The following is a 23,288-nucleotide window of genomic DNA, read 5'->3' on the forward strand; positions in this document are numbered from 1 at the left end:
GGAGATCGAGATCGCCGTCAACCTCATGATCAGCCGGGGATTGCGCGGGGCGGGGGGTGGGGGTTAGGGCGTGCGGAGGATGCCTAGGCGTTGGGTGGCGCGGGTGAGGGCGACGTAGAGGTCGCTGTGGCCGCGCGGGGACTCGGCGACGATGCGGTCCGGGTCCACCACCAGGACCGAGTCGAACTCCAGGCCCTTGGCCTGCTCGGTGGTGAGCACCACCACCCGGTTCGCCAGCTCCGGCTGCTCCCCGACGGCGGCCTCCGGCAGGGCGGCGGTGACCGCTGCGCCCAGCTCCGCCACCCGGCCGGCCGGCACGATCACGCCGAGCCGCCCGTCGGTCAGCCCGGCCGCCTCCCGCGTGGTCGCGGCGACCAGCTCCGCGGCGAGCCGGTCCGCGTCGACGGTCCGGTCCCACGGCGGCACGCCGCTGGCGCGTACGGAGCGGGGCGGGCGCAGCGCCGGGTCGATCGCGGCGAGCACGTCGGCGGCGACCGCCATGATCTCGGCGGGGGTGCGGTAGCTGACGGTCAGCTCCTCCAGCCGCCACCGGTCCGCCACGTACGGCGCCAGCGCCTCCGACCAAGAAGGCGTGCCGGCGAGGGCGCCGGTCTGCGCCACGTCCCCGACGATGGTCATCGACCGGCTCGGGCACCGGCGCATCAGCAGCCGCCACGCCATCGGCGACAGCTCCTGCGCCTCGTCGACGATCACGTGCCCGAACGCCCAGCTCCGATCGGCGGCGGCGCGCTGCGCGGTGGTCAGCCGGTCGGACTCCTCCTGCCGTTCCAACAGCCGGTCGGCGTCGATGAGGTCGGTGACGCCGAGGATCTCACCGCCGTCCGCCTCGTCCTCGACGTCGATCGACCGGGAACCGCGGGCGATCTCCAGCACGCCCTCGGCGTACTCGCGTTGCAGCGACCGGATTCGCTCCCGGCGGGCCGCGGCGGCGCGCTCGTCCTCGCCCAGCAACTCGGCCGCCTCGTCCAGCAGCGGCACGTCGGCCGGCGTCCAGCCGCCCGGCTCGCGGTGCAGCATGGTCCGCTCGGCGTCGGTGAGCATCGGCGCGGCGGCGGCGATCCGTTCCGGCGCGCCGTACAGGTCGGCGAGCAGCCGCTGCGGGGTGAGGACCGGCCACAGCTCGTCCAGCGCGGCCCGGACCTCGGGCTCGTCGCGCAGTTCCCGGCGGATCTCGGCGCGGTCGGCCTCGGAGAGCAGGTTCTCCCCGCCGAGCGGGTCGGCGCCGATCCGCTCGGCGACCTGGTCGGCGAGCGCGTGCACGATCTCGATGTCGAACAGCGCCCGGGCCAGGTTGTGCGGGCGGTCGGCGCGGCGGACCCGCTCCCGGGCCTCCCCGACCACGCCCGGGTCCAAGGTGAGGATCTCCCGCTGCGGCAGCTCGATCTCCAGCGGCTCCTCGGGCACCCACTGCCGGTCCCGTACCGCGTTGGCCAGCACCTCGGCCATCACCGCGCGTCCCTTCAGCGCGGCGGTCTCCGCCGGCTCGGTGCGCCGGGCCTGCACCCCGGGAAAGAGGTCGGCCTGGGTACGCAGCAGCACACCCGTCTCGGCCAGCGCGGGCAGCACCTGGGAGATGTAGCGCAGGAAGGTGGCGTTGGGGCCGACCAGCAGCACGCCCCGGGTGGAGAGCTGCTGCCGGTGCGTGTAGAGCAGGTACGCGGCCCGGTGCAGCGCCACCGCCGTCTTGCCGGTGCCGGGACCGCCCTGCACCACCAGCACGCCGGGGAGGTCGGCCCGGATGATCCGGTCCTGCTCGGCCTGGATGGTCTCGACGATGTCGCGCATCCGGCCGGTGCGGCCGGCGTTCAGCGCGGCGAGCAGCGACGCCTCGCCGGTCAGTTCCTCGTGTGCGGTGGGGGAGGCGGCGGCGATGTCCAGCACCTCGTCGTTGATCCCGGTGACCTTCCGCTCCCGGGTGCGCAGGTGCCGGCGCCGGCGTACGCCCTGCGGGTTGGCGGCGGTGGCGAGGTAGAACGCCCGGGCCGCCGGGGCCCGCCAGTCCATGAGCAGCGGGTCGTAGTCGCCGCTGGTGTCGAAGATCCCGATCCGGCCGATGTAGCGGCGGGAGTCGTCGTCGCCGTCGAGGCGGCCGAAGCAGAGGCCGGTCTCCACCGCGGAGAACTGCTCGACCTGGTCGGCGTACATCCCGACCGCGGCGTCGCGCTGGGAGCGGGCCTGCATCGTGCCGCCGGTGCTCCGCAGCTCCTCGGTGAGCCGCCGGCCGGCCTGCTCGCGCATGCCGTCCAGCCGGTCGTAGAGCATCGAGACGTACTCCTGCTCGCGCCCGATCTCGTCGTCCTGGTGCAGCTCTACGTCGGAGTGCGTTGACAAGCCGGCTCCTCATTGGCTAAAATCGTCGCAGGAATGGCTTTCATGAGCCGTTCCTTTTTGTTTGAACTGAGAAAGATACCGCCTGGCCCGCTACCGGGCCAAGTGAACCAGGCCGTCCGTGGGCACCTCACACCGCCGCGCCGCGCTTCCTCCGCACACGCATCAGGGGCCCGGCCGGCTTCCGCCGTCCGGGCCCCTGATGAGGCTCGCTCTCTAATAGGTCAGCCCTTGGCCGCCTGGTAGAGCCGTTCCGGCGTGACCAGGCCGGCCAGCACCCGGCCGTCGTCGGTGAGCAGCACGCTGAACAGCTTCCCGGTCAGCAGCCGGCCGCTGCCCCAGTCACCGCTCACCTTCGGCAGCCCGCCCAGCAGCCCGGCCACCGCGTCCGCGCCGGCCCGGCCCGGGTCGCCGGCCGGCCCCGCCGCATCGCCCGGCCGGGCACCCCGGGCATTCGGGGCGCCGCCACCGGTCAGGTCGGCCGCGTCCAACTTCGCCACCAGCACCGTCGTCCAGCCGGTCCCGACCGTACGCACGTCCGGCCGCCGCTCGGCGTCCGGCCGGTGCTGCCGGGTCGGCCCGGGCGCGCTCGCCTTCTCCTCGCTGACCGTCACCCCCGGCGGCGGGTTGAACCGGAACTGGTCCGCGTCCGGCGTGCGGAAGTCGACCTGGGTGAAGGCCACCTCGAACGCCGGCTGGTCGGCGCCGTCGGCGAGCACCTCGAACCGCAGCGGCACGTGCTCCTTCGCGTCCAGCGCGACCCGCACCTGATGCACCAGCGAGTCCTTGTCGCGCGGCGTCAGCACCAGCTCGTACACGTCCCGGCCGGCGACCTTCGCGGTGCGCCCCACGGTGACCGCGGTGCTCGGGTCGATCGCCGCGAGCGCCTTGTCGGCGGCCTCGACCGGGGTGGCCGGCGCGGACGGCATCGTCTTCTCGGTGGCCGACAGCGTCCGGTGCGACGCGGTGTTGGTCCGGCTGCTCCACGTCCACACGTCGCGGCCGTTGCGCAGCATGTCCCGCTCGCCGAGCGTGTCGACCAGGGCGATCCGCTGCCGCTCGGGGCCGCCGTACCAGACCCGCACGGTGTGCGTTCCGGTGAGCAGGCTGGCCAGCTCGTTGCCGCCGGCCGCGCCGGCCAGGTCGGCGATCGGCGGCAGCCCGAGATCGGCGCGCTGCACCACGGTGCCGGAGAGCCCGTCCAGGCGGGACGAGCGCAGATCCTCGAGCAGTTGCGCCGCGGTGCGCGGCGGCAGGGCCGGGTCGGCCCCGGCGGCCAACGTGCCGATCGCGGCGCCGCCGCCGACCACGGCGACCCCCGCGGTCACCGGGACCAGCCAGCGCAGCACGGCACGGTTCTTCAGTACGGACATCATGGGCACCTCCTGACCGTAATGGTGCAGGAGGGTCGCTGTGAGGCCGCTGAGGAGATTCCCTAGGGGTGTCGCCCGGGTGGCACCCTGGATGGGTGCGGTTGCTGGTGGTGGAGGACGAGACGCGGCTCGCGTCCGCGCTGCGGCGGGGCCTGGCGGCGGAGGGGTTCGCGGTGGACGTCGAGTCGACCGGCCCGGCCGGGCTGGACGCCGCCCGGCACGGCGGCTACGACGCGATGATCCTCGACGTGATGCTGCCCGGCCTGTCCGGGTACGAGGTGGTGCGCCGGCTACGAGCCGAGGAGCACTGGCTGCCGGTGCTCATGCTCTCGGCCAAGGACGGCGAGTACGACCAGGCCGACGGGCTGGACTGCGGGGCGGACGACTACCTCACCAAGCCCTTCTCGTACGTGGTGCTGCTGGCCCGGCTGCGGGCGCTGCTGCGCCGCGGCGCGCCGGAACGCCCGACCGTGCTCACCGTCGGCGACCTGCGGCTGGATCCGGCCCGGCGGCGGGTGACCCGGGCCGACGCCGAGGTGGCCCTGACCACCCGCGAGTACGCCCTGCTCGACTATCTGATGCGCCGGGCCGGCCAGGTGGTGTCCAAGACCGAGCTGCTGGACCACGTCTGGGACGCCAGCCTCGACACCGCCCCCAACGCCGTCGAGGTCTACGTCGGCTACCTGCGCCGCAAGATCGGCCGGGAACGCCTGGAGACCGTCCGGGGCGCCGGCTACCGGCTTGCCACATGACCGGCCCGCGCCGCTGGCTGCCCAGCCTCGGCCTGCGGGCCCGGCTGCTGGTGATCGGGGTGGCCGGGCTGAGCGTGGGGCTCGCACTCGGTGGGGTGCTGCTGCTCGGCGCGCTCGGCTGGACGCTGCAGCGCACGGTCGACGCCGAGGCGTTCCGGACCGCGGACGCGGTGGCACTGCTCGGCGCCTCCGACGCCCTGCCCGACCCGCTGCCGGTCGCCGGCGGGCAGCTCCGGGTGCAGGTGGTGGACGGGCAGGGCCGGATCCGGGCCGCCTCCATCGACGCCGACCGGCTGGTGCCGATGCTCCGCCCCGACCAGCTCCGCGCCGGGCAGCGCCAGCGCCTCGTCGTCGACGGCCGGCGGGTCGGGCTCACCGGCCCGGTACGGGTGGTGACCGTGCCGGCGGGCACCCCGGCCGAGCCGCTCACCGTGCTGGTCGCCAAGTCGATGAGCGACGTCCGGCACAGCCTGCACATGGTCCGGACCCTGCTGCTGGTGGGCTTCCCGCTGCTCGTCGCCGGGCTCGCCGTGGTCGCCTGGCGCGTGATCGGCGCGACGCTGCGCCCGGTGGAGTCGTTGCGTCGCGGCGCCGCCGAGATCACTGGCCGGGCCGGGCCGGGGCGGCTGCCCGTACCGGCCGCGGCGGACGAGATCCAGCGGTTGGCGATCACTCTCAACGACATGCTCGACCGGCTGGAGGCGGCCCGGGCCCGGCAACGGGCGTTCGTCGCCGACGCCGCGCACGAGCTGCGCAGCCCGCTGACCAACATGCGTACCGAGCTGGAGGTGGCCCGCCGGCTGGGCGACGGGACGGACTGGCCGGCGGTGACGGAGAACCTGCTCGCCGACACCGACCGGCTGAGCCGGCTCGTCGACGACCTGCTGCTGCTGGCCCGGGTCGACGAGCAGGCCACCCGGCCGGACGGGTCCCCGGCGCGGATAGTGGGCCCGGTGGAGCTGGGCGAGCTGCTCCGCACGGTCGCCGACCGCTACCCGTCCCCGCCGGTACGCCTCGCGCCGCCGTCCGGGCCGCTGTGGACCGAGGGTGACCCGGCCGAGCTGCGCCGGGTGCTCGCCAACCTGGTGGACAACGCGCTGCGACACGCTCGCGGCGAGGTGCGCCTCGACGTCACCGGCCCGTACCCCGACCCGCCGGTGCCCGGGCAGCGCGGGGCGGGCCCGGGACAGGCGTACCACCTGGTGACGGTCACCGACGACGGGCCGGGCATCCCGGCGGCCGACCGGGAACGGGTCTTCGCGCGGTTCACCCGGCTGGACGACGCGCGGGCGCGCGACGCCGGCGGCGCCGGTCTGGGCCTGGCCATCGTCCGCGAACTGGTCCGCCGGGCGGGCGGCGGCGTCGACCTCGCCGACGCCGCGCCGACGGACCCGGCGACCGAGTCCGGGCCGGGGCTGCGGGTGACCGTGCGGCTGCCGGCGCTGGTCGACCCGGAGGCGGACTGACTCAACCGCGGCGGGTGCAGACCGAGGGGGCCCGGGCCACCGTGTCGGTGGACCACACCAGCGCGACGGTGAAGCAGTAGTCGGTGCTGCGGTTGAGCCCGTAGGCGATGTAGCTGTCGGTCCCGGCGGGCAGTTCGAGGAAGGTGTGCTGCGGCTGACCCGTGCGGCCCCCGGCGACCACCACCGGCCCTTCGGCGCCGGCCGGGTAGGTCCAGCTCAACAGGATGCTGTCCCGCCGGTCGGTCAGCCGAACCTGCTGGGGCGGGGTGCCGGGGGAGGCGGCGGGCGCGGCGTTCGGCGTACCGGAGGGGGTGCCGGTCGCGGCGCGGCCGGTGGTGGGGGAGGGGCCGGGCGTCTCCCGGGACCGGTCCAGCCGAGACACGCCGGCGACCACCGCGATCGCGCCGATCAGCAGCACCACGATCACCCCGGCCACCACCAGCGGCAGCCGTGGTCCGGTCCGGCCCTCGGGCGCGGGCGGCCGGGGCACGTGCACCGGCAGGTGGCGCGCCGGCGCCTCGGGTTCGGCGGGCTGCGCCACCCGGCGTACGCCCTCGGGTTCGTCGTCGGTCAGCCCGACCACGGTCGGGGGCAGCGCGCTCTCCCCGGGCCGCCAGGGTTCCTCGGCCGGTTCGTCCGGCGGCCACGGGTGGTCGTCGAACGGCTCGTCGGCGGCCTCGGGTGGCGTCCGGGGGGTGGGCACGCCGGGGCGCCCGCCGTCGGCGCGGTCCGGCGGGTGGTAGAGCGGCGGCTCGGGGATGGTCGGCTCGGGCGGCCCCTCGGCGGGCGGCGGGACCCGAGCGGCCGGTACGACCGGCGCCGGCCGGGCGGGTGGCTCCGGTTCGGCGCAGACGTGGTCCGGGTCGGCGGCAGCCCGGGCCAGCCCGGCCACCTGGGCGGTGAGCGGGTCGTCGGTGGGCAGGTGCTGTCGGCAAAGCTCCTCGGCGAGGGCCAGGTGCTCGTGGGACTCGGCGTACCGGCCGCAGTCGCGCTCCATCGCGCCGAGCTTGGCCAGCATCTTGATGCCGCTGGGGTGGTCGTCGCCGTATACCTCGCGGTGCAGCTCCCAGGCGTCCTGTAGCCGGTCGCGGGCGATCTCGCACTGGCCGCGGGCGTACTCGACGGTGGCCAGGTCGGCGTGGGCGGCGAGCACCCGCTGCGACTCCGGTCCGTCGCGGGCGGTCAGTTCGATGATGACGTTGGAGTAGAGCCGGGCGGCGCGGGCCTCGCTGCCGACCCGGTGCAGCACGGCGGCCAGGGTGGCGGCGGCGGTGACGGTGCGTTCGTCGGAGCGGCCGTACAGCCGGGTGGCCGCGGCGTACGCGAAGGCGGCCCAGCCGCGTGCGGAGTGTGGCTCGCCGAGCGCGATCAGGACCCGGGCCTGGAGGCCGGCGGCCTCGGCCAGCACCGGGGAGGCGTTGGCGGGACGCGGATCGGCGTCGATCAGCGCGTCAGCGAGCAGCCGCTGGGCACCGGCGAGGTCGCCTTCGGACACCAGGTGGTGCGCCTGGACAGTCAGGTCAGCGAAGCCGGAGGTCACGCCCCATCGTGCTCATCCGGCGACGGTAAGTACAAGACCCGGAGTGGATCAGTTTGGTCAGGATCCGGTCAGGTGGTCGGCCAGGGTTTCGCTGATCCTCCGCAGCTGGTCGACCTGGGCGGGGCTCAGCGCGTCGAACAGGTGCCGGCGTACGCCTTCGACGTGGCCGGGCGCGGCGGCGGCGAGGGTGGCGAAGCCGTCGTCGGTGAGGACGGCGATCTGCCCGCGCCGGTCGGTGGGGCAGTCCTCGCGGCGGATCCAGCCGGCCGCCTCCAGCCGGGCGGCGGCGTGCGAGAGCCGGCTGCGGGAGGAGCCGGTGGCGTCGGCCAGCTCGCTCATCCGCAGCCGCCGGTCGGGGGCCTCGGAGAGCCGGACCAGGATCTCGTAGTAGGCGTGCGGCATGCCGGCGTCGCGTTGCAGTTCGCGGTCGAGGGTGTCCATCAGCGCCCGGGAGGCGGTGAGGAAGGCGCGCCAGGTCCGCTGCTCGTCGGGGTCCAGCCACCGGGTCATGACGGCCATCATACCGCTTGTTGTTGAGCGCTCAACAAAACCGCGCTACCGTCGAGGTCATGGGAATCCACCGCCTCAACCACGCCGTCCTCTACGTCCGCGACGTCGGGCGCAGCGTCGCCTTCTACCGCGACGTGCTGGGCTTCCGTCCGGTCCCGATGACCCCGGACGGGTTCCGCGGCGCCGCCTTCCTGCAGGCGCCCGACTCCACCAACGACCACGACCTCGGCCTGTTCGAGATCGGCGCGGCCGCCGGCCCCTCCCCGGCCGGTCGGGCCACCGTCGGCCTCTACCACCTGGCCTGGGAGCTCGACACCCTCGACGAGCTGGCCGCCACCGCCGAGCGGCTGGCCGCCGCCGACGCCCTGGTCGGCGCCTCCGACCACGGCACCACCAAGAGCCTCTACGGCCGGGACCCGGACGGGCTGGAGTTCGAGATCGTCTGGATCGTTCCCGCCGACCTGCTGGACGAGGCCGCCCTCGCCGCCCGCAAGCGGATCGGCCGGCTCGACCTCGACCAGGAGCGGCAGCGCTACGGCGGCCAGACCCGTGGCGGGGTGGGTATCTCCGTCCCGGCCTGAGTCGGCCATACGGTAGAACGGCAGGATGTCGACCGACCCCGTCCTGCGCGAACTGCTCGTCCGGCAGCTCGACCACTGGCTGCCGGCAGCGCTGCACCGCTCCCGGCGGGCCACCCTCGCCCTCGCGTCCACCGGCCGCGACACCGGCGACGCCGAGGAGGCGCTGCGGGTGGTCGCCGAGTTCGCCGACCGGCTGCGCGGCCGGCGGCTGACCGTGCTGGTGCTCGCCGGCGGCAGCGCGGAGCTGCCGGCCCGGCTCGGCACCGTGGCGGCGGCCCTGGCGGCGGACGTGGCCGTGCACGTGGTGCCGGGCCATCCGGACCGGCTGCCGGTGGCGCTCAAGGCCGCCGGCGCGGCGGGCGCTCCGCTGCTGACCGTGGTCGACGGCGGTTACCCCGACCCGGCCGTGCTGGCCGCCGCGGCGTCCGGCCGCCCGGCCGAGCTGCTGGTGGTCACCGCGCCCGGGCGGCCCCTGCGGCCGGCGCTGACCGCGGCCGGGTTCCCGCTGGTCACCGAGGTGGAACTGGTGCCCGCCGACGGTGCCCCGGCCCGGCTGCTCGGCTACGCCACCGGTTCGGACCGGAGCCTGGAGGCGCTCAAGGACGCGCTCTGGGCGGTCGACGAGTACGCCGGAGTGCGCTACCGCGACCCGGCCGACCCGGCGGGGCGGCTGCTCGACATCACCCTCGAACCCGAACCGGGCCCACTGCGCCGCGAGCTGCTCGCCGAGCTCACCCGCTCCGGTCCGCGTACGGTGACCGAACTGCGCCGCTTCGCGGCCACGTCGACGGTCTACCGGGCCGCCGACGCGAACCGGGCGTTGGCCTCGCTGCTCGCCTCCGGGGCGGTGACCCGGCAGCCCGAGCACGGCCGGCTCGGCGGCGACGTGCTGATCACCGCTTCGGCTGCCGCAGCTGGGTGACCTGCCGGACCACGATGGACACCCCGGTGGCGATCACCCCGATGCTGAACAGCATCTGGACGCAGACCACCACCCGGGCGACCTGTCCCTGCGCGTGCACGTCCCCGTAGCCGATGGTGGTCAGCGTGGTGAGCGCGAAGTAGAGCGCGTTTACGCCGCGATTCTCCGCCGGGTCGGGCGGCCGGTTCGTCCGGAAAAGAAAAGTCGCCCGGACGCCGGGCGGGGTGCCGGCTGTTCATCGGCACCCCGCCCGACCTCAGGGCGTCACGCCCGCGACTTGTCTTGCTTCCACGACAGCGGCCCTGGCAGGTCCACCCGGTGCGCCCGGCTGCGCGAATTCCAGGACCATCGGCCGACCTTGATGCTCCACGAGGAGAAGCCCTTCTCGGTGAAGTTGAGGATCAGCGGGCCGAACTTCTTCCGTTTGCGGAACATGATGCCCATCGCCTGGCTCCTTCCCGTCTGCCTGCCTCTGCGGCCTCGAACATGCCCGAAACGGCGGTTTGCGAAACCGGGTCGGATTTGCGCTGACGGGCCGCTCCACCCAGCGGATTCGCTATCCAGCGGGTAGGTGTTATGGGGATGGTGAATGCTGGTGGAAGCGGCAGGTGGCGATGTAAGGGATGCAGGTCTCACTTCGTGGTAGGGCGTTTGACCGGCTCGGAGAATGGCCGGCAACATGAGTTCATGTCGCAGCGGGACGAGCTTCTGCTCACCGCTCGCGTGCACGTCGACCTGGTCCGGCACGCGAGCGCGCTCTATTGAGCTGACCCGGCTGCTCCGGCTCGGCTACCCGTCCGTATCTCCCCCGCCCGTCCGCTCCCGCGCCGGCGCACCCCGGCCGGCGCGGCCTGTTCCGACCCGAGTACGCCGGTCGCACCCGGCGCGAGCACTACCGGCCGCCCCGCCCGGCCAGCGCGTACGCCCCCCGAGAGTTGGTGACCGCATGACCACCGTGGACCGTCCCGCCTCGGGCGGGAGTCGTCCAGCTGGCCCACCATGGCCCACGCCGAGCACGTGGCCGTGCACCTGCTCTCCGCCGAACAGCAGGAGGTGGCCCGGATCTTCGCGACCAGCGGCATCGACCGGTTCGCCGCCCACCCCGGCTGGGGCACCGGCCCGTTCGGGGTGCCGCTGATCGGCGACGCCCTCGCCGTGCTGCTCTGCCGGGTGACCCGCCGGATCAAGGCCGGTGACCACACCATCGTGCTCGGCACGCCGCTGGCCCTCGCCGCAGGGCCGGACGGCGACCCGCTGCTGCGCCACCGCGGCGGCTACACCACCTTCGGGCCGCAGCAGTCCCCGTGGTGACTCCACCCGCCGCCGAGCCGCTGGCGCTCGACCGGGTCGCCGGTCAGCGGGGTTCCCAGGCGTCGGGGCGGGCGATCAGCTTGCGTACGTGCCCAGGCAGCTTGCCGCTGGCCATCTCGGCCAGGCTCACCTCGTCGACGACCTGCCGCACGGCGGCGCGGACGGCCACCCAGAGCCGGGGCAGGTTCTCCGCCGCGCCCTCGTACCGGGTCTGCTCGGGGCGCAGCCCGCGTACCCCGGCGAGGGGGCCGTCGACGGCGCGCAGCACCTGCCCGATGGTGACCTCGCGCGGCGGCCGGGCCAGGGTGTAGCCGCCCTCTGCGCCGCGCTGGGCGCGGACGATCCCGGCCCGGCGCAGGTCGGCCAGGACGGCCTCGAGGAACTTGCGGGGCATGTCCTGCTCGGCCGCGATGGCCTGGGTGGACAGCAGGGCGGGGTACGCGGTGGCCAGACTCAGTGCGGCCCGGACCGCGTAGTCGCCGCGCGCGGAGATCTGCACCCTGCCATCATGCCCGGCGAGCGTGGGCGGGGGAGTCGACGGGCGGGCGGGGGCGCACCAGGCGGACGGGCAGTGGTCGTTCCCGGGCGGCCCGGAACGCGCCGGGGCTCACCCCGATCTCGCGGGTGAAGAAGCGGCCGAAGTTGGTCGGCTCGGGGAAGCCGAGTCGCCGGCCGATCCGGGCGACCGGTTCGTCGGTGGCGGCGAGCAGCCGGCTGGCCTGCAACGCCACCCGCTCGTCGATCACCTGTTTGGCGCTGCGGCCGGTCACCGCCAGGCAGGCCCGGGTGAGCGTACGCACGGAGCAGCCGAGCTGCGCCGCGTAGTCCTCCACCCGGCGGGTGTGCCGGTAGCCGCGCTCCACCTCCCGACAGAGCCGGTGGAAGGTCGCCGTCTCCGCGCGGGTCGTCTGCCGCTCCGCTCCGCCGGGGAGCAGGCTCAGCCGCAGCAGCAGCACGGCGAGCTGGTGGCGGAGCAGCACGGCGGCGGCGGGCACCCCGGCGTGCCGTTCGGCGTCGACCGCCAGCTGGGTCACTTCGCTGATCACGGCGTCCTCGTCCTCCCCGGCGAGCTGCCGGTAGGCCGGCACCGCGTCCGGGTCGACGTCGAGGCCGCGCAGCGTCCCGGCCCCCCAGCAGACCACGGTGGCGTCGAGGTGCGGGCCGAGGCAGCGCAGCACCTGGCCGGGGCGGAGGTACAGCAGGGTGCCGGGCCGGCAGGGCCGGGCCCGGAAGTCCAGTTCGGCAGTGCCGTGACCGCTGGTGACCAGGATCAGCAGGTCCGCGTCGAGCAGGACGGGGCGGGGCCAGCCGGGTCCGGGCGCGAGGTCAGCGAGGGCGCCGGTGGTGATGTCGTCGTTGTCGTATCCGGGGGCAGACAGGCCGGTGCGGATTGCCGGGGAAAGCTGACCGTTAGTGACCATCGTCTCGACGTTAACCCTGCCCGGCGCACCTTGCACCTTGGCAGTTTCACCCGACCGGGCGGGTCTTGTCGCCGGGAAGGCGAGGCGGTTAGGTTACCGATCGGTAGCGCATGGGTCGTCCGACCGACCCGCGGCCCCGCCGACTCGCGATGGGATGGGCATGACGGATCTGTTCTCGGTCGAAGGCAAGACGGTCCTGGTGACCGGCGGTTCACGAGGGATCGGGCTGATGATCGCCCGGGGCTTCGTCGAGGCCGGCGCGAAGGTCATCATCTCCTCGCGTAAGGCTGACGTCTGCGAGACCGTGGCCAAGGAGCTGTCCGACATCGGCCGGTGCGAGGCGATCCCCGCCGACCTGAGCCACGACGAGGGCGCGCTGGGGCTGGCCGCCGCCGTGCAGGAGCGCACCGACCGGCTCGACGTGCTGGTCAACAACGCCGGCGCGACCTGGGGCGCGCCGCTGGAGGCGTACCCGGAGAGCGCCTTCGACAAGCTCTGGGCGGTCAACGTCAAGGCCGTCTTCCGGCTCACCACCGCGCTGCTGCCGGCGCTGCGCGCGGCAGCCAGCGCCGACGATCCGGCCCGCGTGATCAACATCGGGTCGATCGACGGCCTCCGCGTGCCCTGGATGGAGGTGTACGCCTACTCGGCGACCAAGGCGGCCGTGCACATGCTCACCCGCAGCCTCGCCCACCAGCTCGCCGGCGAGCAGATCACCGTCAACGCGATCGCCCCCGGGCCGTTCGAGAGCAAGATGATGGCCTTCGCCCTGGACGATCCGGCATCCCGGGGCGCGATCGAGCAGCAGGTGCCGCTGGGCCGGATCGGCCGCCCCGAGGACATGGCGGGCACCGCGATCTACCTGTCGTCGCGGGCCGGCGCGTACCTGACCGGCGCGGTGATCCCGGTCGACGGCGGAATCACCACCCACGGCTGAATCGGGCAGCAGGGACGGCGTACCCGAATTGATGACGGACCGGGGCCGCGCGGACTCGGCAGATCCGCACGCCCCCGGTGTGCGTCATCAGCGGCCGGCGAGCAGCCGGTTGACCGCCGTGTCGACGTCCAGGTGCTCGGCCTCCCGGCCGCGCGGGACGACGACGTAGGTCCGGCGCAGGAAGCGCACGAGGACGCTGCGTGGGACCTCGAACAGGGCGTTGCCGTCCGGGGACGACAGCGCGAGCGCGACGAAGTCGCCGCGCGGCGTGGCCCACGGCCAGACCCGAACATCGCCGATGCCGGCCGGCTCGTCGAGCCCGGTGACCAGCAGTTCGCGAGCGAACGACCAGCTCACCGCCTCGCCACCGGCGGATTCGGCGTGGAACAGGACATGGACCGCATACGGGTCAGCAGGGTCGTAACGCAAGCTGGCACGCACCGGCAAGGCGGTGGCGTCAGGCGCGACGAGCCTTAGCGACGTCTCGACCTCTACGGTCGTCGGTCGGATGACACTCATGGACGTTCTCCCCCCGGCACCGCTGCGGAACGCGCGTGTCCCGCTTTTCCCATACTCAGCCGCTACTCCTGGCTACGCTCCGCCATACGCTGACTTCACCCAGTGGTGGGAAGGGGGTCGGAACGCCTCCGAGAATGTGAAAATTCTTGTAGGATTCCCTCTTCTGCCCAGTCCGTCGTCCCGCCCGGCAACGGGTGGTTCAGTCGTCGACTTACTCCGGTAACGTCCAGTCCTCAGCAGGGGTGACGGTCGCGCGCGACACTGGGGGTGGAAATGGTCACGAAGGGTTCCTCGGTGGAGCCGAGGGCCACGGCCGACCCGCCGAAAGGAGCGGCCCGAGCAGCCGAAAGGCGGGGGTACGAGGTGCCGGTGGAGGGCGGTCCGCGGGGTGCCGGCGGCACTCCCCAGGGCGGTGCCGGCAGCGCCGTCGCCGAGCGGCGCCGCGGCGGCTGGAGGACCCGGGTGCACACCACTCTCGACCTGATCCGGGCCAACCCCACCGGCCGGGTCGCGCTCAAGATCTTCATCGCCATCGTCGGCGCGATCATCGTCACTGTCGGTATCGCCCTCATCCCGTTGCCCGGCCCCGGCTGGCTGCTGGTGATCGCCGGTCTGGGTGTCTGGGCCGTCGAGTTCATCTGGGCCCGCCGGCTGCTCACCTTCACCCGGCGCAACGTGCAGACCTGGACCCGTTGGGCGACCAGCCAGTCGCTGCCGGTGCGGTTCGTGCTCGGTGCGGTCGGGCTGGTGTTCGTGAGCGTGGTGGTGTGGCTGTCGCTCAAGTACAGCCTCGGCATCGACCTGGTCGCCCGGGCCCTGCACTACCTCGCGACGCACTGACCCCCGGGTTTTTGGTCCGCAGTGTCGATCAGGTAGAGTCATCGGCGCTGAGGGCGATTAGCTCAGCGGGAGAGCGCTTCGTTCACACCGAAGAGGTCACTGGTTCGATCCCAGTATCGCCCACCGTAAATATGTGCAGGTAGCGAGCCCGTAACCGGAACCACCGGTAACGGGCTTTCGCGTTGTTGCCCCTTAAATTCGGAGCAGATTGGGAGCAGCGGCAACCGGCTCCCGATCCTGACCTCGGGGAACGTGGCCATTCCTCCATGGCCCAACATGCCCGTCGATCCCGTCGATCCCGTCGATCCCGTCGATCCCGTCGATCCCGTCGACGGCGTCCCCGCGGCGCACCCGGTCGACCACGGGTGCCGTTGTCCAACCGGCCGTCTACCGTCTCCTCCGACGGCCGGCCCTGCTCAGGTTGGGCGACGATCAGGCATCGTGGGCGGGTGATTCACACCAGCGGAGATGGGCCGGCCCTCCGGCTGCGGGTGGAGCTTGTTCCGCGGCCGCTGTGGGGCCGCAACCTGCGGGACGTGCTGTCACGGTCGGAGTGGCAGCGGCTGCGCCGCTGGGCGCTTGACCAAGCGGGCGAGCACTGCGAGCCCTGCGGGCTGCATGTGCCCGGCGGCCGGAACCTGATCTGCCACGAGCAGTGGACCTACGACAATGCCACCCGCACCCAGACTCTCATCGGGGTCGAGATCCACTGCCGAGACTGCGACGTCGTCACGCACATCGGCCGCGCCGGCGTCGGGGCGCTGCCGGTGCCCACTCGTCACCACCGCAGCCGACGCCGATGCCAGGCGGCAAGGCTGGACCCGATCCGAACCTGACCGCATCTTCAAACTAGAACACTGGGACTACGACGCCGAACAGATCTCCGGCTTCGACCACGACATCGGCGCGACCCTCGTAAAGGCCACCACCGTCACCGGCGAGGCCCCACTCGCCGCGGCCCTCGAAGCATGGAACCTGCGGCCCGAGCAGTTCCTCCACCAGCCCGTGGCACCATCACAGCCCCCGATAGACGGGTCGCGAGCTGCGCATCGGGCCGTGGTGGCCGCCTCGCCTGGGACAGACGCCGAGAGAGCCAGTGGTGGCTTGCTGAGAGGATCGGGGGATGCCGGATGAGCCTCTGTCACCGTGGCCACGGTTCACTGTTGCACACCTGTCAGGCAGTGATCTACCGCCTGATCTGGCTCGACGGTTTCCGCAGCTCATAGTCCCCAGCGCCGGCATCACAGGGTTCGCCGCCGAAGACAAACTCCTTCTCGTGACAGCAGTCGATGGAAACGAGCTGGTCCAGCGCGGCCACCACCTCTACGGCCCGGTCTGCCTCGATCCGTCGAAGGGCCAGGTGGTCGACATGGTTACCAACCGAGGTGAAGTCGTCCGTGGCCCGCTTATGGTCAACTCCAGCCTCGACCAGTTCATCCGGACCACGAGAGCCGCAACCGAGCTGTTTCCGTACCACGGTGCCGACCCGGATGCGGATACCGAGGCTGCGGCCGACGCTCTCCGCGCCCAGCTCGAACCGATCGATCCTGCGGCGTGGCAGGTTGATGGCTACTGGGACACGTTCTACTGGGACGTCGCCATAGGCGACTACTCACCGGATCAGTTCGAGCCGCCGCCCCCACCGCTGTGACGGTGCCACCAACACACCCGACGTCCACCGAAGGCGCCGGAAAAGGGAACGGGGGACCGGCCGGCGGATGGCACGATGCGTGCCGTGAGTTGGTAGTTGCTGGTTACACCGCTGCACGTGGCAGCCGCAGATAGCGGACACGAATGGGCAGCCGACGCGGAGTCAGCCTTTGGACTGCCCGAGGAGCCACCGGCCGCCCGGGAACTGCCGGCGGTGGCGCAGGCCCTGTGGGCGTTCCGGAGCGCTGGCTGTCACGGTGTGCCGTGGTTCCAGGTCGCCGGACATGAGGTGACCGCCGATCTTCCGGGCTGCCCGGACCCGGCAACCTGCATCCGTGGGTGGCCTGGGCTCCCATCTCCGTGGGAGTGGGGTGACGTAGGGCAGCTGCCGCCGATCGACCCCAGCCAAAACCCGTGGCGAGGGGATCCCGGCTACAGCCCGTACCGCGCATGGCCCACCGCCTACGAGGGCAACGAGACGAGCTGCCTGAACGCTCGTTCTGTGCTCTGTCAATGACCGATCGCTCCTGAATCGACGATCCGGTCGTCGCAAACGCGAATCGGGTCGGCTCGCGGTCCAGCGCCGGCGGCGACCGTCGACAGGCGTAGGAGCCGACGCCGGCCATCTTCCACAGGTGTCCGATGACCTGCCGCACGTCGGTCCGTAGGTTCGGCTCGACCGTCGTGGCGACTGGCCCGTGTCTATGCCGACGAGGGACCTCGAGCCGCTGGTCGACGGGTGGTGTGGAGAGGAGGAGCACGCAGATGCGAAGAGGGAAGCTTGCCTGGCGCGGCTCGGTGCTGGCCTTGGCGGTCGTGGCCGCCGGCCTGCCGGCGACCGGCGCCCTGGCCAGGCCGGGGGCCGACGAACGCCCGGCCAGCGCGCAGTGGTCGTACCCGGAGGACTGCGCGCAGTGGTCGTACCCGGAAGACCCCGGCTTTGTCGCCACGAGTCCAGGGGAACTAGATGCCGCTAAAGCCAGTTGGGAAACGCCGGAATATGGCTATTATACCGGCCATAATCCTTCTACTCCTGGCACAGCGGTCAACTCCCCATGGCAGCTCGCCGCGGTAAACGCGTCCACCGCCTACGCCCTGGGGTACTGCGGGCAGGGCGTCACGCTGGGCATGATGGATTCGGGCTACAGGCCTACACACGAAGCATTTCAGACCGAGCTGATCGATTCGGTGACAGGGGAGGGTGTCTACGGCACGTCCGGCTACGGGTATCGTGGCGCGACCCCGACGAACCCTTTTACTGCGGGCGAGTGGTTCACTGTGGCCGGTGATCAGGCGAAAACAACTGACTACTCGCACGGGACCGGCATGCTTGGGGTTACCTCCGGCATGCGCGATGGTATAGACCAGCACGGCATCGCCTTTGGATCGAAGATGTATGTTGCCAAGACCGGCGGTTCCGATAGCCAGTCCCACGGCCCCTTCCACGATTACGTGTACTGGTATACAGCCAATAAGGCCCTGGTCGACGAAGGCGCCCAGGTCATCAACAGCAGTTGGGGCTCTTATGTCCAGACTCTTGACAGAGCCCGCTATGACGGCTTAGGAAACGACCTTGGAGTCAACGGCAACCGCGCCAACGCTTACCAACTGACTGGCGAAGACAGCGCCAGCGCCACGGCAATGGCGACCATTATCCCCAACGAGTACCTGAAGGATCTGGAGTATCAGTATTTCTTCTTCAAGAAAAGCTATTCGGAAGGCGGCATTCAATACAATCCGAACTACCCCGGACGTTCCTTTATGGACGCCATCTGGGACGCCATCAAGGACAGCGGTACCGTCAACGCAAGGTCGGCCGGCAACAACGACTGGAGCAACCCGTATTTTCGCCCGGCGTATCCCCTCTTCAATCCCTTGGCGGAAAAGCAGTGGATAGCCGTCGGCGGGGTGCAACCGCCCACTGCGACCAATCCCGAATACACAAAGCATTTCGGGTATAACGAGGCCGGGCTCGCCAAATGGTGGAACGTGTCTACCCCTTCAAGCAACGTTCGGACCACGAGCAGCGGTGGTGACACTAACTATTCAAACTCAAGCGGCACGTCACCGGCAACGCCCGTTGCGACAGCGGTGATGGGGGTTCTGCTCTCCCGCTATCCGAACATGGACGCCAAGCAGGTGCGTGAGCTGATGTTCACCACGGCGAACAACAAGATGTCCGACGGCGTGAGATTCCTTGGCACCGGGCAAACCTCCCCCTCCGGGGCATCCATCGCCTGGACCGCCCCCGACGGTCTTCCGGACGAACGCTGGGGCTGGGGGATTCCCGATCTGGCCAAGGGCATGTACGGCCCCGGCCAACTCCTGAGCCCCATGACCTACAACATGGATAAAGCGCCCCTGGACGTCTGGTCGAACGACATCAGCCAGATCGCGATCAAGGAAAGGGAAAGGGAAGATCTGGAGTGGCTGGCGGGCTACAAGGAGCAAGGCATTGCCTACGCCGGTGAATTCAGCCCCAACGTGCTGAACCCGGACGGCACGCTTGACGAACAGGCCTTCATGCTTCAGGGCATTTTGGGTGATCCTCACATCCAAGCTATCACTAACGGCCATCCCGAGTTGTACGACAAGATCACCTATGCGGACGCCGTCAAGTGGCGCAAGGAATGGATGGACGAGCGCGCGGCCTACATTCAGAACAACATCGACAACAACCTCTACACGGCTTCTCTGACCAAGCAAGGCCCCGGGACGCTGATCATGACGGGCAACGCCACCTACGAGGGCGGCACGACGGTTGAAGGCGGTAAGCTTTCGATCACCGGCTCGCACGCAAGCTCGATCGACGTCAAGGGCGGCACGCTCGGCGGCAGTGGCAGCGTGGGTGACAGCGTGACCGTCACCACCGGCGTGCTGCGGCCCGGGCTCGCGTCCGACGAGGCCGCGCAGCTCACCGGCACCTCCGCGGGCAACGTCCTGAACGTCGGCGGGAACGTGACCGTCGGCAGGCAGGGTCGCGTCGCCGTCACGATCTCCGGCGACCGGGACTACACGAGCGTCCGGGCGGCGGGCAAGCTGGTGCTGGACGGCGAGCTGGACCTGGACGTGCGGGGCAAGCTGACCCCCGGCACCGTGTTCACGATCATGAGCGGTAGCTCGATCAAGGGCGCCTTCCACGCGCTGCCCGAGAACCGGGCCCTGAACGTGGGCGGTTACCTGTTCCGGGTGTCCTACAAGAACAACAGCATGACGCTGACCGTCATGCACCCGGTGCCGAACAACGGGAAGTAGGCCGTGATCTGCGGCTTGACCATGGTCGAGCCGTGGTGAAGGGACCGTGAGGAAAGGCGGGCCGCGACGCCGAGATCGGCGTCGCGGCCCACCAATTCGTCCGGCCCGCCCCGTGCCCCCTCATTCCGGGACGGCCGGCGGAGCAGGCGCCTACTGGGCGGGCGCCGCCGGCTCGGAGTCGGCCACCCAGCTCGGGTGAGCGGCGACGAACGCGTCGACGGTGTCGTCCCGGACCGCTTGCATCAGTCGCAGGCTGGTCGGGCTGAGGATCTCGGCGCTGCCACAAGTGAGACCAAGCCGATCATGGCGGCAGCGGCGCAACCGCTCTTCTTCGCAGGCTCCACTCTGATCCGGATCGTCCGGTCGCGGCGCTCGCTCCGGTTGTCGTCGTCCCAGTCGTCGTGACGGTCAACGAACTGCGACCGGTACTCCGCAGGTGTCAGCTCACGGCGTCGCCAGGCCTGGTGCCACTCCGGTCGCCGCGCCTGATGCTGTGCCTGCCGCTCGGTGGCGAGCTGAGCCGCGATGGCCTCACCCGCGGTGTTCGCGAACAGACCCTGCTTCGCGGTAGGGGAGGAATCGTCAAGCTTGTGGCGCGGCGTTTCCCGCAGTGAGATTGGCTGCTACTTCGGGTCGTCGGTCTGCCAGGGGTGGAGGAACTGCTCGGGCCGCAGGTTCCATGCTTCGAGGGCCGCGGCGAGTGGGGCCTCGCCGGTGACGGTGGTGGCCTTTACGAGGGTCGCGCCGATGTCGTGGTCGAAGCCGGAGATCTGTTCGGCGTCGTAGTCCCAGTGTTCTAGTTTGAAGATGCGGTCAGGTTCGGATCGGGTCCAGCCTTGCCGCCAGGCATCGGCGTCGGCAGCGGTCGTCATGGGTCGGATGTCGACGAACGCTCGCCGGCCCGGTCCGGTGGCAGGTACCTCGGTCACCAGGCGCCGGCCAAGGCGCAGGGCGTTCAGCGTGTCGGCGGGCCACCGCAGCCGGCCGCCACTCATGCTCATGCTGCAACCTGCTCGTTCGGATCCGGGCCGGCCTGTATCGGCCATGAGGCCCGGACGTAAGGCGAGGGCTGGTGGCTGCAAGGCCGGTCAGGCGGCCGGGGAATCACGACCAGGGTGGTGCGCCCAGGAGGTCACGGCAAGCCGCCATCAGCTTCTGTTGAGCGTCAGCGATCCGGGCCTCGGCCTGTGTCATGTCCGCCTTGCCGTGGCTGCTCACATCCAGGTCGCCAGCCTCCTTGACGGCCAACACCAACTCCTGGCCGGCGGCGTTGACAGCGGGGTCCGTCGAACGGACAGCCCGGGACCCGACGCTGCCGTTCAGAGTCCAGCCATGGTCATTCTTCTGCAGTCGGTCCGCCAGCATGGCGCAACCACCGCGGCTGTACGGGTCGGGGCTGGGCCGGGTTGCCTCCGGCTTGTCGTCGCTGCAAGCGGCGAGAAGGAGGGCAGCGCCCAGCAGCCCCACGGTGAGGGGTCGATTCACCGGCGGATCGTATACCGGCGATCATGAGCATCGGCATCACCTCAGCTCGTGCCATCCCAAGCTGAAATCGGGGGTTCACCGCCTCACCTGGGCGGCTGTGTGGCCGCGTCACCGTTCATCTCCCGCCACTGGCCGCCGTCGGCGTGCACGAGGCGCCGCACCATCTGCCGGGCCTCGTCCTCGGTGTCGAACTCCCACCGCAGCACCTTGCCTGTCTCCGAGTCGCCTGCCCTGGCAATGATGTGCCACCGGACCTCGCGGGCGAGCCACACGTCACGCCGGGTCAGCTGGCGGCTTGTGTTGGCTGCGGGTGAGGTCGGCCGTGATGGCCTGCTGATCCTGTCGAGGGCAAATCGAGGTTGCGGTACGGTGCCGCCTGAAGAGGAGACGTGACAGCAAGCCAACGACCAGAAAGGGCCCGCTTCGTGGGCATGGTGTTGATCGGGCGCCGGTTGTCGGCCGGGGAGTTGGGGGCAGTGCTCGCCGACCCGACGGTGGTCGACATGCTGCTCTACGGGGATCTCGACGACGACGAGGCCGAGATGCCCGAGCCGGAGCTGGATCTGGACAAGTCGTGGCACGGCATCCACTACTTGCTCACTGGCACGGCGTGGCAGATCGGCGAGAGTGCTGGGGCGGCGATCCTCGGGGGCGTCGAGATCGGTCCGGATGGTGGCTACGGCCCGCCCCGACTGCTCGATCCGGACTCCGTCCGCGCCATCGCCACGGCGCTCGACGCGCTGGACGTGGAGACATTGCGCGCCCGCTTCGACCCAGGCGCCATGACAGCCGCCGAGATCTATCCGGACCTGTGGACCAATGGCACCGACGATTTCGACTACCTTATGTCGCACTTCGCCGAACTGCGCCGGTTCTATCACTCGGCGGCGGTGAGCGGGCAAGCCCTGTTGCTCGCTATCACCTGAGGCAGGCGCCTGCCGTCCGGTCGCTTCCGGCCATGGTTCCGGACTGGCTCAACCGGTTGACCGGCCTGGTTTCCGAGTGGGACGACTGGCCCGCGGGACGGGAACAGGTCGAGTCGGAGATGGTGGCTGAGACGTTGGCGCTGCTGGCCAAGCGACGACCGGGGCATCGGACGGGCTGCAGTCTTGGCTGACCAGGAGACGGCTACGGCCTCCTCTGTGAGCCGGTTGGCCGATTGTGGAGGAGGTCTATGGACGCCCAGGGACGGCCGCCGCAGCTAGGTCCTCTTGGCAATGCAGGTCAGGGAGCTGTGTTGGTTGCCTGGAGGTCAAGTGCTGGCTCGATGGTCGGCGGAGCATCGGGAGGCTAAGTCTTGTCCCGCTGCCGCCGTTCTAGCTCCCAGAGCCTCGCGCGATCGCGGTAGTAGATCTCGTCTTGGCGATGCATCACCTCGACCAGGGCTTTGATGCCGGCGTTACGCCCGAAGCATTCCGCGTGGACGAGCCGGAGTGGGTTGGTCCGAAGGTCGTACACGTACGGCACCCACTTAGCCGGGCTCCATTCGGAACCGCTGCCGGGCCTGCGGTCCTGGCTTACTGCGGGTCCATCGGGATCGATCGGCTTGCCGCACTCGGGGCATATGAGCGACGACATTCGAACAGTATGGGCTCTAGGTCATGCCCGATGCGTGCCAGATCCGGGTCAGGGCTCGTCGTCACGCCACCATTCTGCCCCGAGCTAAGCGCTCACCGCACCAACCAGCCACTGCCGGCAGCTCCAGCGCCGGGCTCGATTGGCGCACAGCGGGCTGGCATGATCCTGGACGTGCGGAAGACTCTGCTCCTGGTCGGACTCGTAGCTTCGTTGACCGCCTGCGGGTCGATCGGCGATGGTGCCCGGAACAAACGCTACGAGGTCAACTCCCCCACCATGGAGACAACGATCACGGAAGGTTCGGTTGTCACCGCCAAGGTGGTAAAGCCGGGCGAATACCAGCCGCGCACGGGTGACATTGTGGTGTTCGATCCACCGGACAGCTACGGCTGGAATCCCGATGGAAGGCCACGGATCTTACGAGTGGTGGCGGTTCCGGGCGACACTATCGCCTGCTGCGACGCTCAGGGCCGGATCATCCGTAACGGCACCGCCCAGGACGAGCCCTACATCAAGGCACCGCCCTTCGGGCCCCCGGCGGCGTTCGAGCCGACCACCGTGCCCGAGGGCAAGCTCTACCTCCTCGGCGACTACCGAGAGGCGGCCAATGACTCCTCGCACAACGGGCCAGTGCCGGTGGAGAACGTGATCGGCGTCGTCAAGCTGTGAGCAGGCAGCGAGGGTGGGCGTCGGGGTCGCAGATCTCCAGGCGACAGCCGGCCGCCGGCCTGCTGGGTCGGGACCGGCTGGAACCGGTCGGCGGGAGTGACCGGCGTCTTCGGGTCGAGGGCCTGGTGGG

General features: G+C 71.0%; 24 protein-coding genes, 1 tRNA gene and 1 pseudogene. 14 read left to right on the forward strand and 12 right to left on the reverse strand.

Translation table 11 applies throughout. The annotated features are described in order from the left end of the window. Positions 1–63: 63 nt before the first annotated feature. Both ACFYM6_RS18010 and ACFYM6_RS18015 read right to left on the reverse strand, forming a co-directional pair. Positions 64–2,283 (reverse strand): HelD family protein, encoded by a 2,220-nt coding sequence (locus ACFYM6_RS18010; protein WP_387276893.1) that lies wholly within the window; start codon positions 2,281–2,283, stop codon positions 64–66. A 290-nt stretch (positions 2,284–2,573) separates the two neighbouring features. Further along, a complete protein-coding gene (locus tag ACFYM6_RS18015; RefSeq protein WP_387276895.1) occupies positions 2,574–3,722 on the reverse strand; it encodes an outer membrane lipoprotein carrier protein LolA in 1,149 nt (382 codons plus the stop codon). Positions 3,723–3,817: 95 nt separating this feature from the next. Between ACFYM6_RS18015 and ACFYM6_RS18020 the strand changes: the two genes are divergently transcribed. Together ACFYM6_RS18020 and ACFYM6_RS18025 are read left to right on the forward strand one after the other, a co-directional pair. Next, positions 3,818–4,474: a response regulator transcription factor gene (locus ACFYM6_RS18020; RefSeq protein ID WP_387276748.1), complete on the forward strand. Its 657-nt coding sequence runs from the start codon at positions 3,818–3,820 to the stop codon at positions 4,472–4,474. A gap of 47 nt (positions 4,475–4,521) precedes the next feature. Then, entirely contained in the window at positions 4,522–5,940 is a 1,419-nt protein-coding gene (locus ACFYM6_RS18025; RefSeq protein WP_387276897.1) for an ATP-binding protein, read from the forward strand. A gap of 1 nt (position 5,941) precedes the next feature. Here ACFYM6_RS18025 and ACFYM6_RS18030 read toward each other — a convergent pair whose 3' ends face one another. Together ACFYM6_RS18030 and ACFYM6_RS18035 are read right to left on the reverse strand one after the other, a co-directional pair. Next, the gene (locus ACFYM6_RS18030) at positions 5,942–7,480 is read right to left on the reverse strand and encodes a tetratricopeptide repeat protein (protein WP_387276750.1); all 1,539 of its coding nucleotides are present in this window, start codon (positions 7,478–7,480) and stop codon (positions 5,942–5,944) included. 57 nt (positions 7,481–7,537) lie between these two features. Next, positions 7,538–7,999: a MarR family winged helix-turn-helix transcriptional regulator gene (locus ACFYM6_RS18035; protein WP_387276752.1), complete on the reverse strand. Its 462-nt coding sequence runs from the start codon at positions 7,997–7,999 to the stop codon at positions 7,538–7,540. Between the two features lie 50 nt (positions 8,000–8,049). Between ACFYM6_RS18035 and ACFYM6_RS18040 the strand changes: the two genes are divergently transcribed. Together ACFYM6_RS18040 and ACFYM6_RS18045 are read left to right on the forward strand one after the other, a co-directional pair. Next, complete coding sequence (locus tag ACFYM6_RS18040; protein WP_387276754.1) at positions 8,050–8,571, forward strand: VOC family protein; 522 nt, start codon at positions 8,050–8,052, stop codon at positions 8,569–8,571. Positions 8,572–8,596: 25 nt separating this feature from the next. Beyond that, positions 8,597–9,493 (forward strand): hypothetical protein, encoded by an 897-nt coding sequence (locus ACFYM6_RS18045; protein WP_387276756.1) that lies wholly within the window; start codon positions 8,597–8,599, stop codon positions 9,491–9,493. Here ACFYM6_RS18045 and ACFYM6_RS18050 read toward each other — a convergent pair. Both ACFYM6_RS18050 and ACFYM6_RS18055 read right to left on the reverse strand, forming a co-directional pair. Continuing rightward, a complete protein-coding gene (locus ACFYM6_RS18050) occupies positions 9,465–9,617 on the reverse strand; it encodes an ion channel (protein WP_387276899.1) in 153 nt (50 codons plus the stop codon). The genes ACFYM6_RS18045 and ACFYM6_RS18050 overlap by 29 nt on opposite strands. A gap of 140 nt (positions 9,618–9,757) precedes the next feature. After that, on the reverse strand, positions 9,758–9,937 hold the full coding sequence (locus ACFYM6_RS18055; RefSeq protein WP_387276758.1) for a DUF4236 domain-containing protein: 180 nt from the start codon (positions 9,935–9,937) through the stop codon (positions 9,758–9,760). A 195-nt stretch (positions 9,938–10,132) separates the two neighbouring features. Between ACFYM6_RS18055 and ACFYM6_RS18060 the strand changes: the two genes are divergently transcribed. Together ACFYM6_RS18060 and ACFYM6_RS18065 are read left to right on the forward strand one after the other, a co-directional pair. Continuing rightward, positions 10,133–10,258 carry a hypothetical protein gene (locus ACFYM6_RS18060; RefSeq protein ID WP_387276760.1) on the forward strand — a complete coding sequence of 42 codons (126 nt, stop codon included), beginning with the start codon at positions 10,133–10,135 and terminating at the stop codon, positions 10,256–10,258. Positions 10,259–10,477: 219 nt separating this feature from the next. Continuing rightward, a pseudogene (locus tag ACFYM6_RS18065) lies at positions 10,478–10,804 on the forward strand (flavin reductase family protein); the annotation flags it as partial. A gap of 43 nt (positions 10,805–10,847) precedes the next feature. On the opposite strand, the gene ACFYM6_RS18070 reads toward ACFYM6_RS18065, so the two are convergent. Further along, complete coding sequence (locus ACFYM6_RS18070) at positions 10,848–11,303, reverse strand: RrF2 family transcriptional regulator (RefSeq protein WP_387276761.1); 456 nt, start codon at positions 11,301–11,303, stop codon at positions 10,848–10,850. A gap of 7 nt (positions 11,304–11,310) precedes the next feature. Beyond that, positions 11,311–12,183: a helix-turn-helix transcriptional regulator gene (locus ACFYM6_RS18075; protein ID WP_387276901.1), complete on the reverse strand. Its 873-nt coding sequence runs from the start codon at positions 12,181–12,183 to the stop codon at positions 11,311–11,313. Between the two features lie 202 nt (positions 12,184–12,385). Here ACFYM6_RS18075 and ACFYM6_RS18080 point away from each other — a divergent pair, with 202 nt between their 5' ends. Then, the gene (locus tag ACFYM6_RS18080) at positions 12,386–13,162 is read left to right on the forward strand and encodes an SDR family oxidoreductase (protein WP_387276763.1); all 777 of its coding nucleotides are present in this window, start codon (positions 12,386–12,388) and stop codon (positions 13,160–13,162) included. An 87-nt stretch (positions 13,163–13,249) separates the two neighbouring features. On the opposite strand, the gene ACFYM6_RS18085 is transcribed toward ACFYM6_RS18080, so the two are convergent. Continuing rightward, positions 13,250–13,681, reverse strand: a complete 432-nt coding sequence (locus ACFYM6_RS18085) for an SsgA family sporulation/cell division regulator (protein ID WP_007457244.1) — start codon at positions 13,679–13,681, stop codon at positions 13,250–13,252. A 273-nt stretch (positions 13,682–13,954) separates the two neighbouring features. Between ACFYM6_RS18085 and ACFYM6_RS18090 the strand changes: the two genes are divergently transcribed. From ACFYM6_RS18090 to ACFYM6_RS18110, 5 genes are all read left to right on the forward strand, one after another. Next, positions 13,955–14,521, forward strand: coding sequence for a TIGR02611 family protein (locus ACFYM6_RS18090; RefSeq protein ID WP_387276765.1), 567 nt, complete (start codon positions 13,955–13,957; stop codon positions 14,519–14,521). A 51-nt stretch (positions 14,522–14,572) separates the two neighbouring features. Then, a tRNA-Val gene (locus ACFYM6_RS18095) sits at positions 14,573–14,644 on the forward strand. Positions 14,645–14,970: 326 nt separating this feature from the next. After that, positions 14,971–15,357: a hypothetical protein gene (locus tag ACFYM6_RS18100; protein ID WP_387276767.1), complete on the forward strand. Its 387-nt coding sequence runs from the start codon at positions 14,971–14,973 to the stop codon at positions 15,355–15,357. A gap of 440 nt (positions 15,358–15,797) precedes the next feature. Then, the gene (locus tag ACFYM6_RS18105; RefSeq protein ID WP_387276769.1) at positions 15,798–16,172 is read left to right on the forward strand and encodes an SUKH-4 family immunity protein; all 375 of its coding nucleotides are present in this window, start codon (positions 15,798–15,800) and stop codon (positions 16,170–16,172) included. Positions 16,173–16,936: 764 nt separating this feature from the next. Then, positions 16,937–19,426 (forward strand): S8 family serine peptidase, encoded by a 2,490-nt coding sequence (locus ACFYM6_RS18110; protein WP_387276771.1) that lies wholly within the window; start codon positions 16,937–16,939, stop codon positions 19,424–19,426. A 623-nt stretch (positions 19,427–20,049) separates the two neighbouring features. Here the strand turns inward: ACFYM6_RS18110 and ACFYM6_RS18115 are convergent. The 3 genes from ACFYM6_RS18115 to ACFYM6_RS18125 all read right to left on the reverse strand — a co-directional run bounded on the left by ACFYM6_RS18115 (position 20,050) and on the right by ACFYM6_RS18125 (position 21,183). Beyond that, positions 20,050–20,427 carry a hypothetical protein gene (locus ACFYM6_RS18115; RefSeq protein WP_387276773.1) on the reverse strand — a complete coding sequence of 126 codons (378 nt, stop codon included), beginning with the start codon at positions 20,425–20,427 and terminating at the stop codon, positions 20,050–20,052. A 103-nt stretch (positions 20,428–20,530) separates the two neighbouring features. Further along, positions 20,531–20,911 (reverse strand): hypothetical protein, encoded by a 381-nt coding sequence (locus tag ACFYM6_RS18120; RefSeq protein WP_387276775.1) that lies wholly within the window; start codon positions 20,909–20,911, stop codon positions 20,531–20,533. Between the two features lie 83 nt (positions 20,912–20,994). Continuing rightward, positions 20,995–21,183: a hypothetical protein gene (locus ACFYM6_RS18125; protein WP_387276777.1), complete on the reverse strand. Its 189-nt coding sequence runs from the start codon at positions 21,181–21,183 to the stop codon at positions 20,995–20,997. A 159-nt stretch (positions 21,184–21,342) separates the two neighbouring features. Here ACFYM6_RS18125 and ACFYM6_RS18130 point away from each other — a divergent pair, with 159 nt between their 5' ends. Together ACFYM6_RS18130 and lepB are read left to right on the forward strand one after the other, a co-directional pair. After that, positions 21,343–21,837, forward strand: coding sequence for a YfbM family protein (locus tag ACFYM6_RS18130; RefSeq protein WP_387276903.1), 495 nt, complete (start codon positions 21,343–21,345; stop codon positions 21,835–21,837). A gap of 811 nt (positions 21,838–22,648) precedes the next feature. Beyond that, the gene (lepB, locus tag ACFYM6_RS18135) at positions 22,649–23,158 is read left to right on the forward strand and encodes a signal peptidase I (protein WP_387276779.1); all 510 of its coding nucleotides are present in this window, start codon (positions 22,649–22,651) and stop codon (positions 23,156–23,158) included. The last annotated feature ends 130 nt before the right edge of the window (positions 23,159–23,288 follow it).

The organism is Micromonospora sp. NPDC006431, from assembly GCF_042870725.1.
In the GTDB taxonomy this organism is placed as follows: domain Bacteria; phylum Actinomycetota; class Actinomycetes; order Mycobacteriales; family Micromonosporaceae; genus Micromonospora.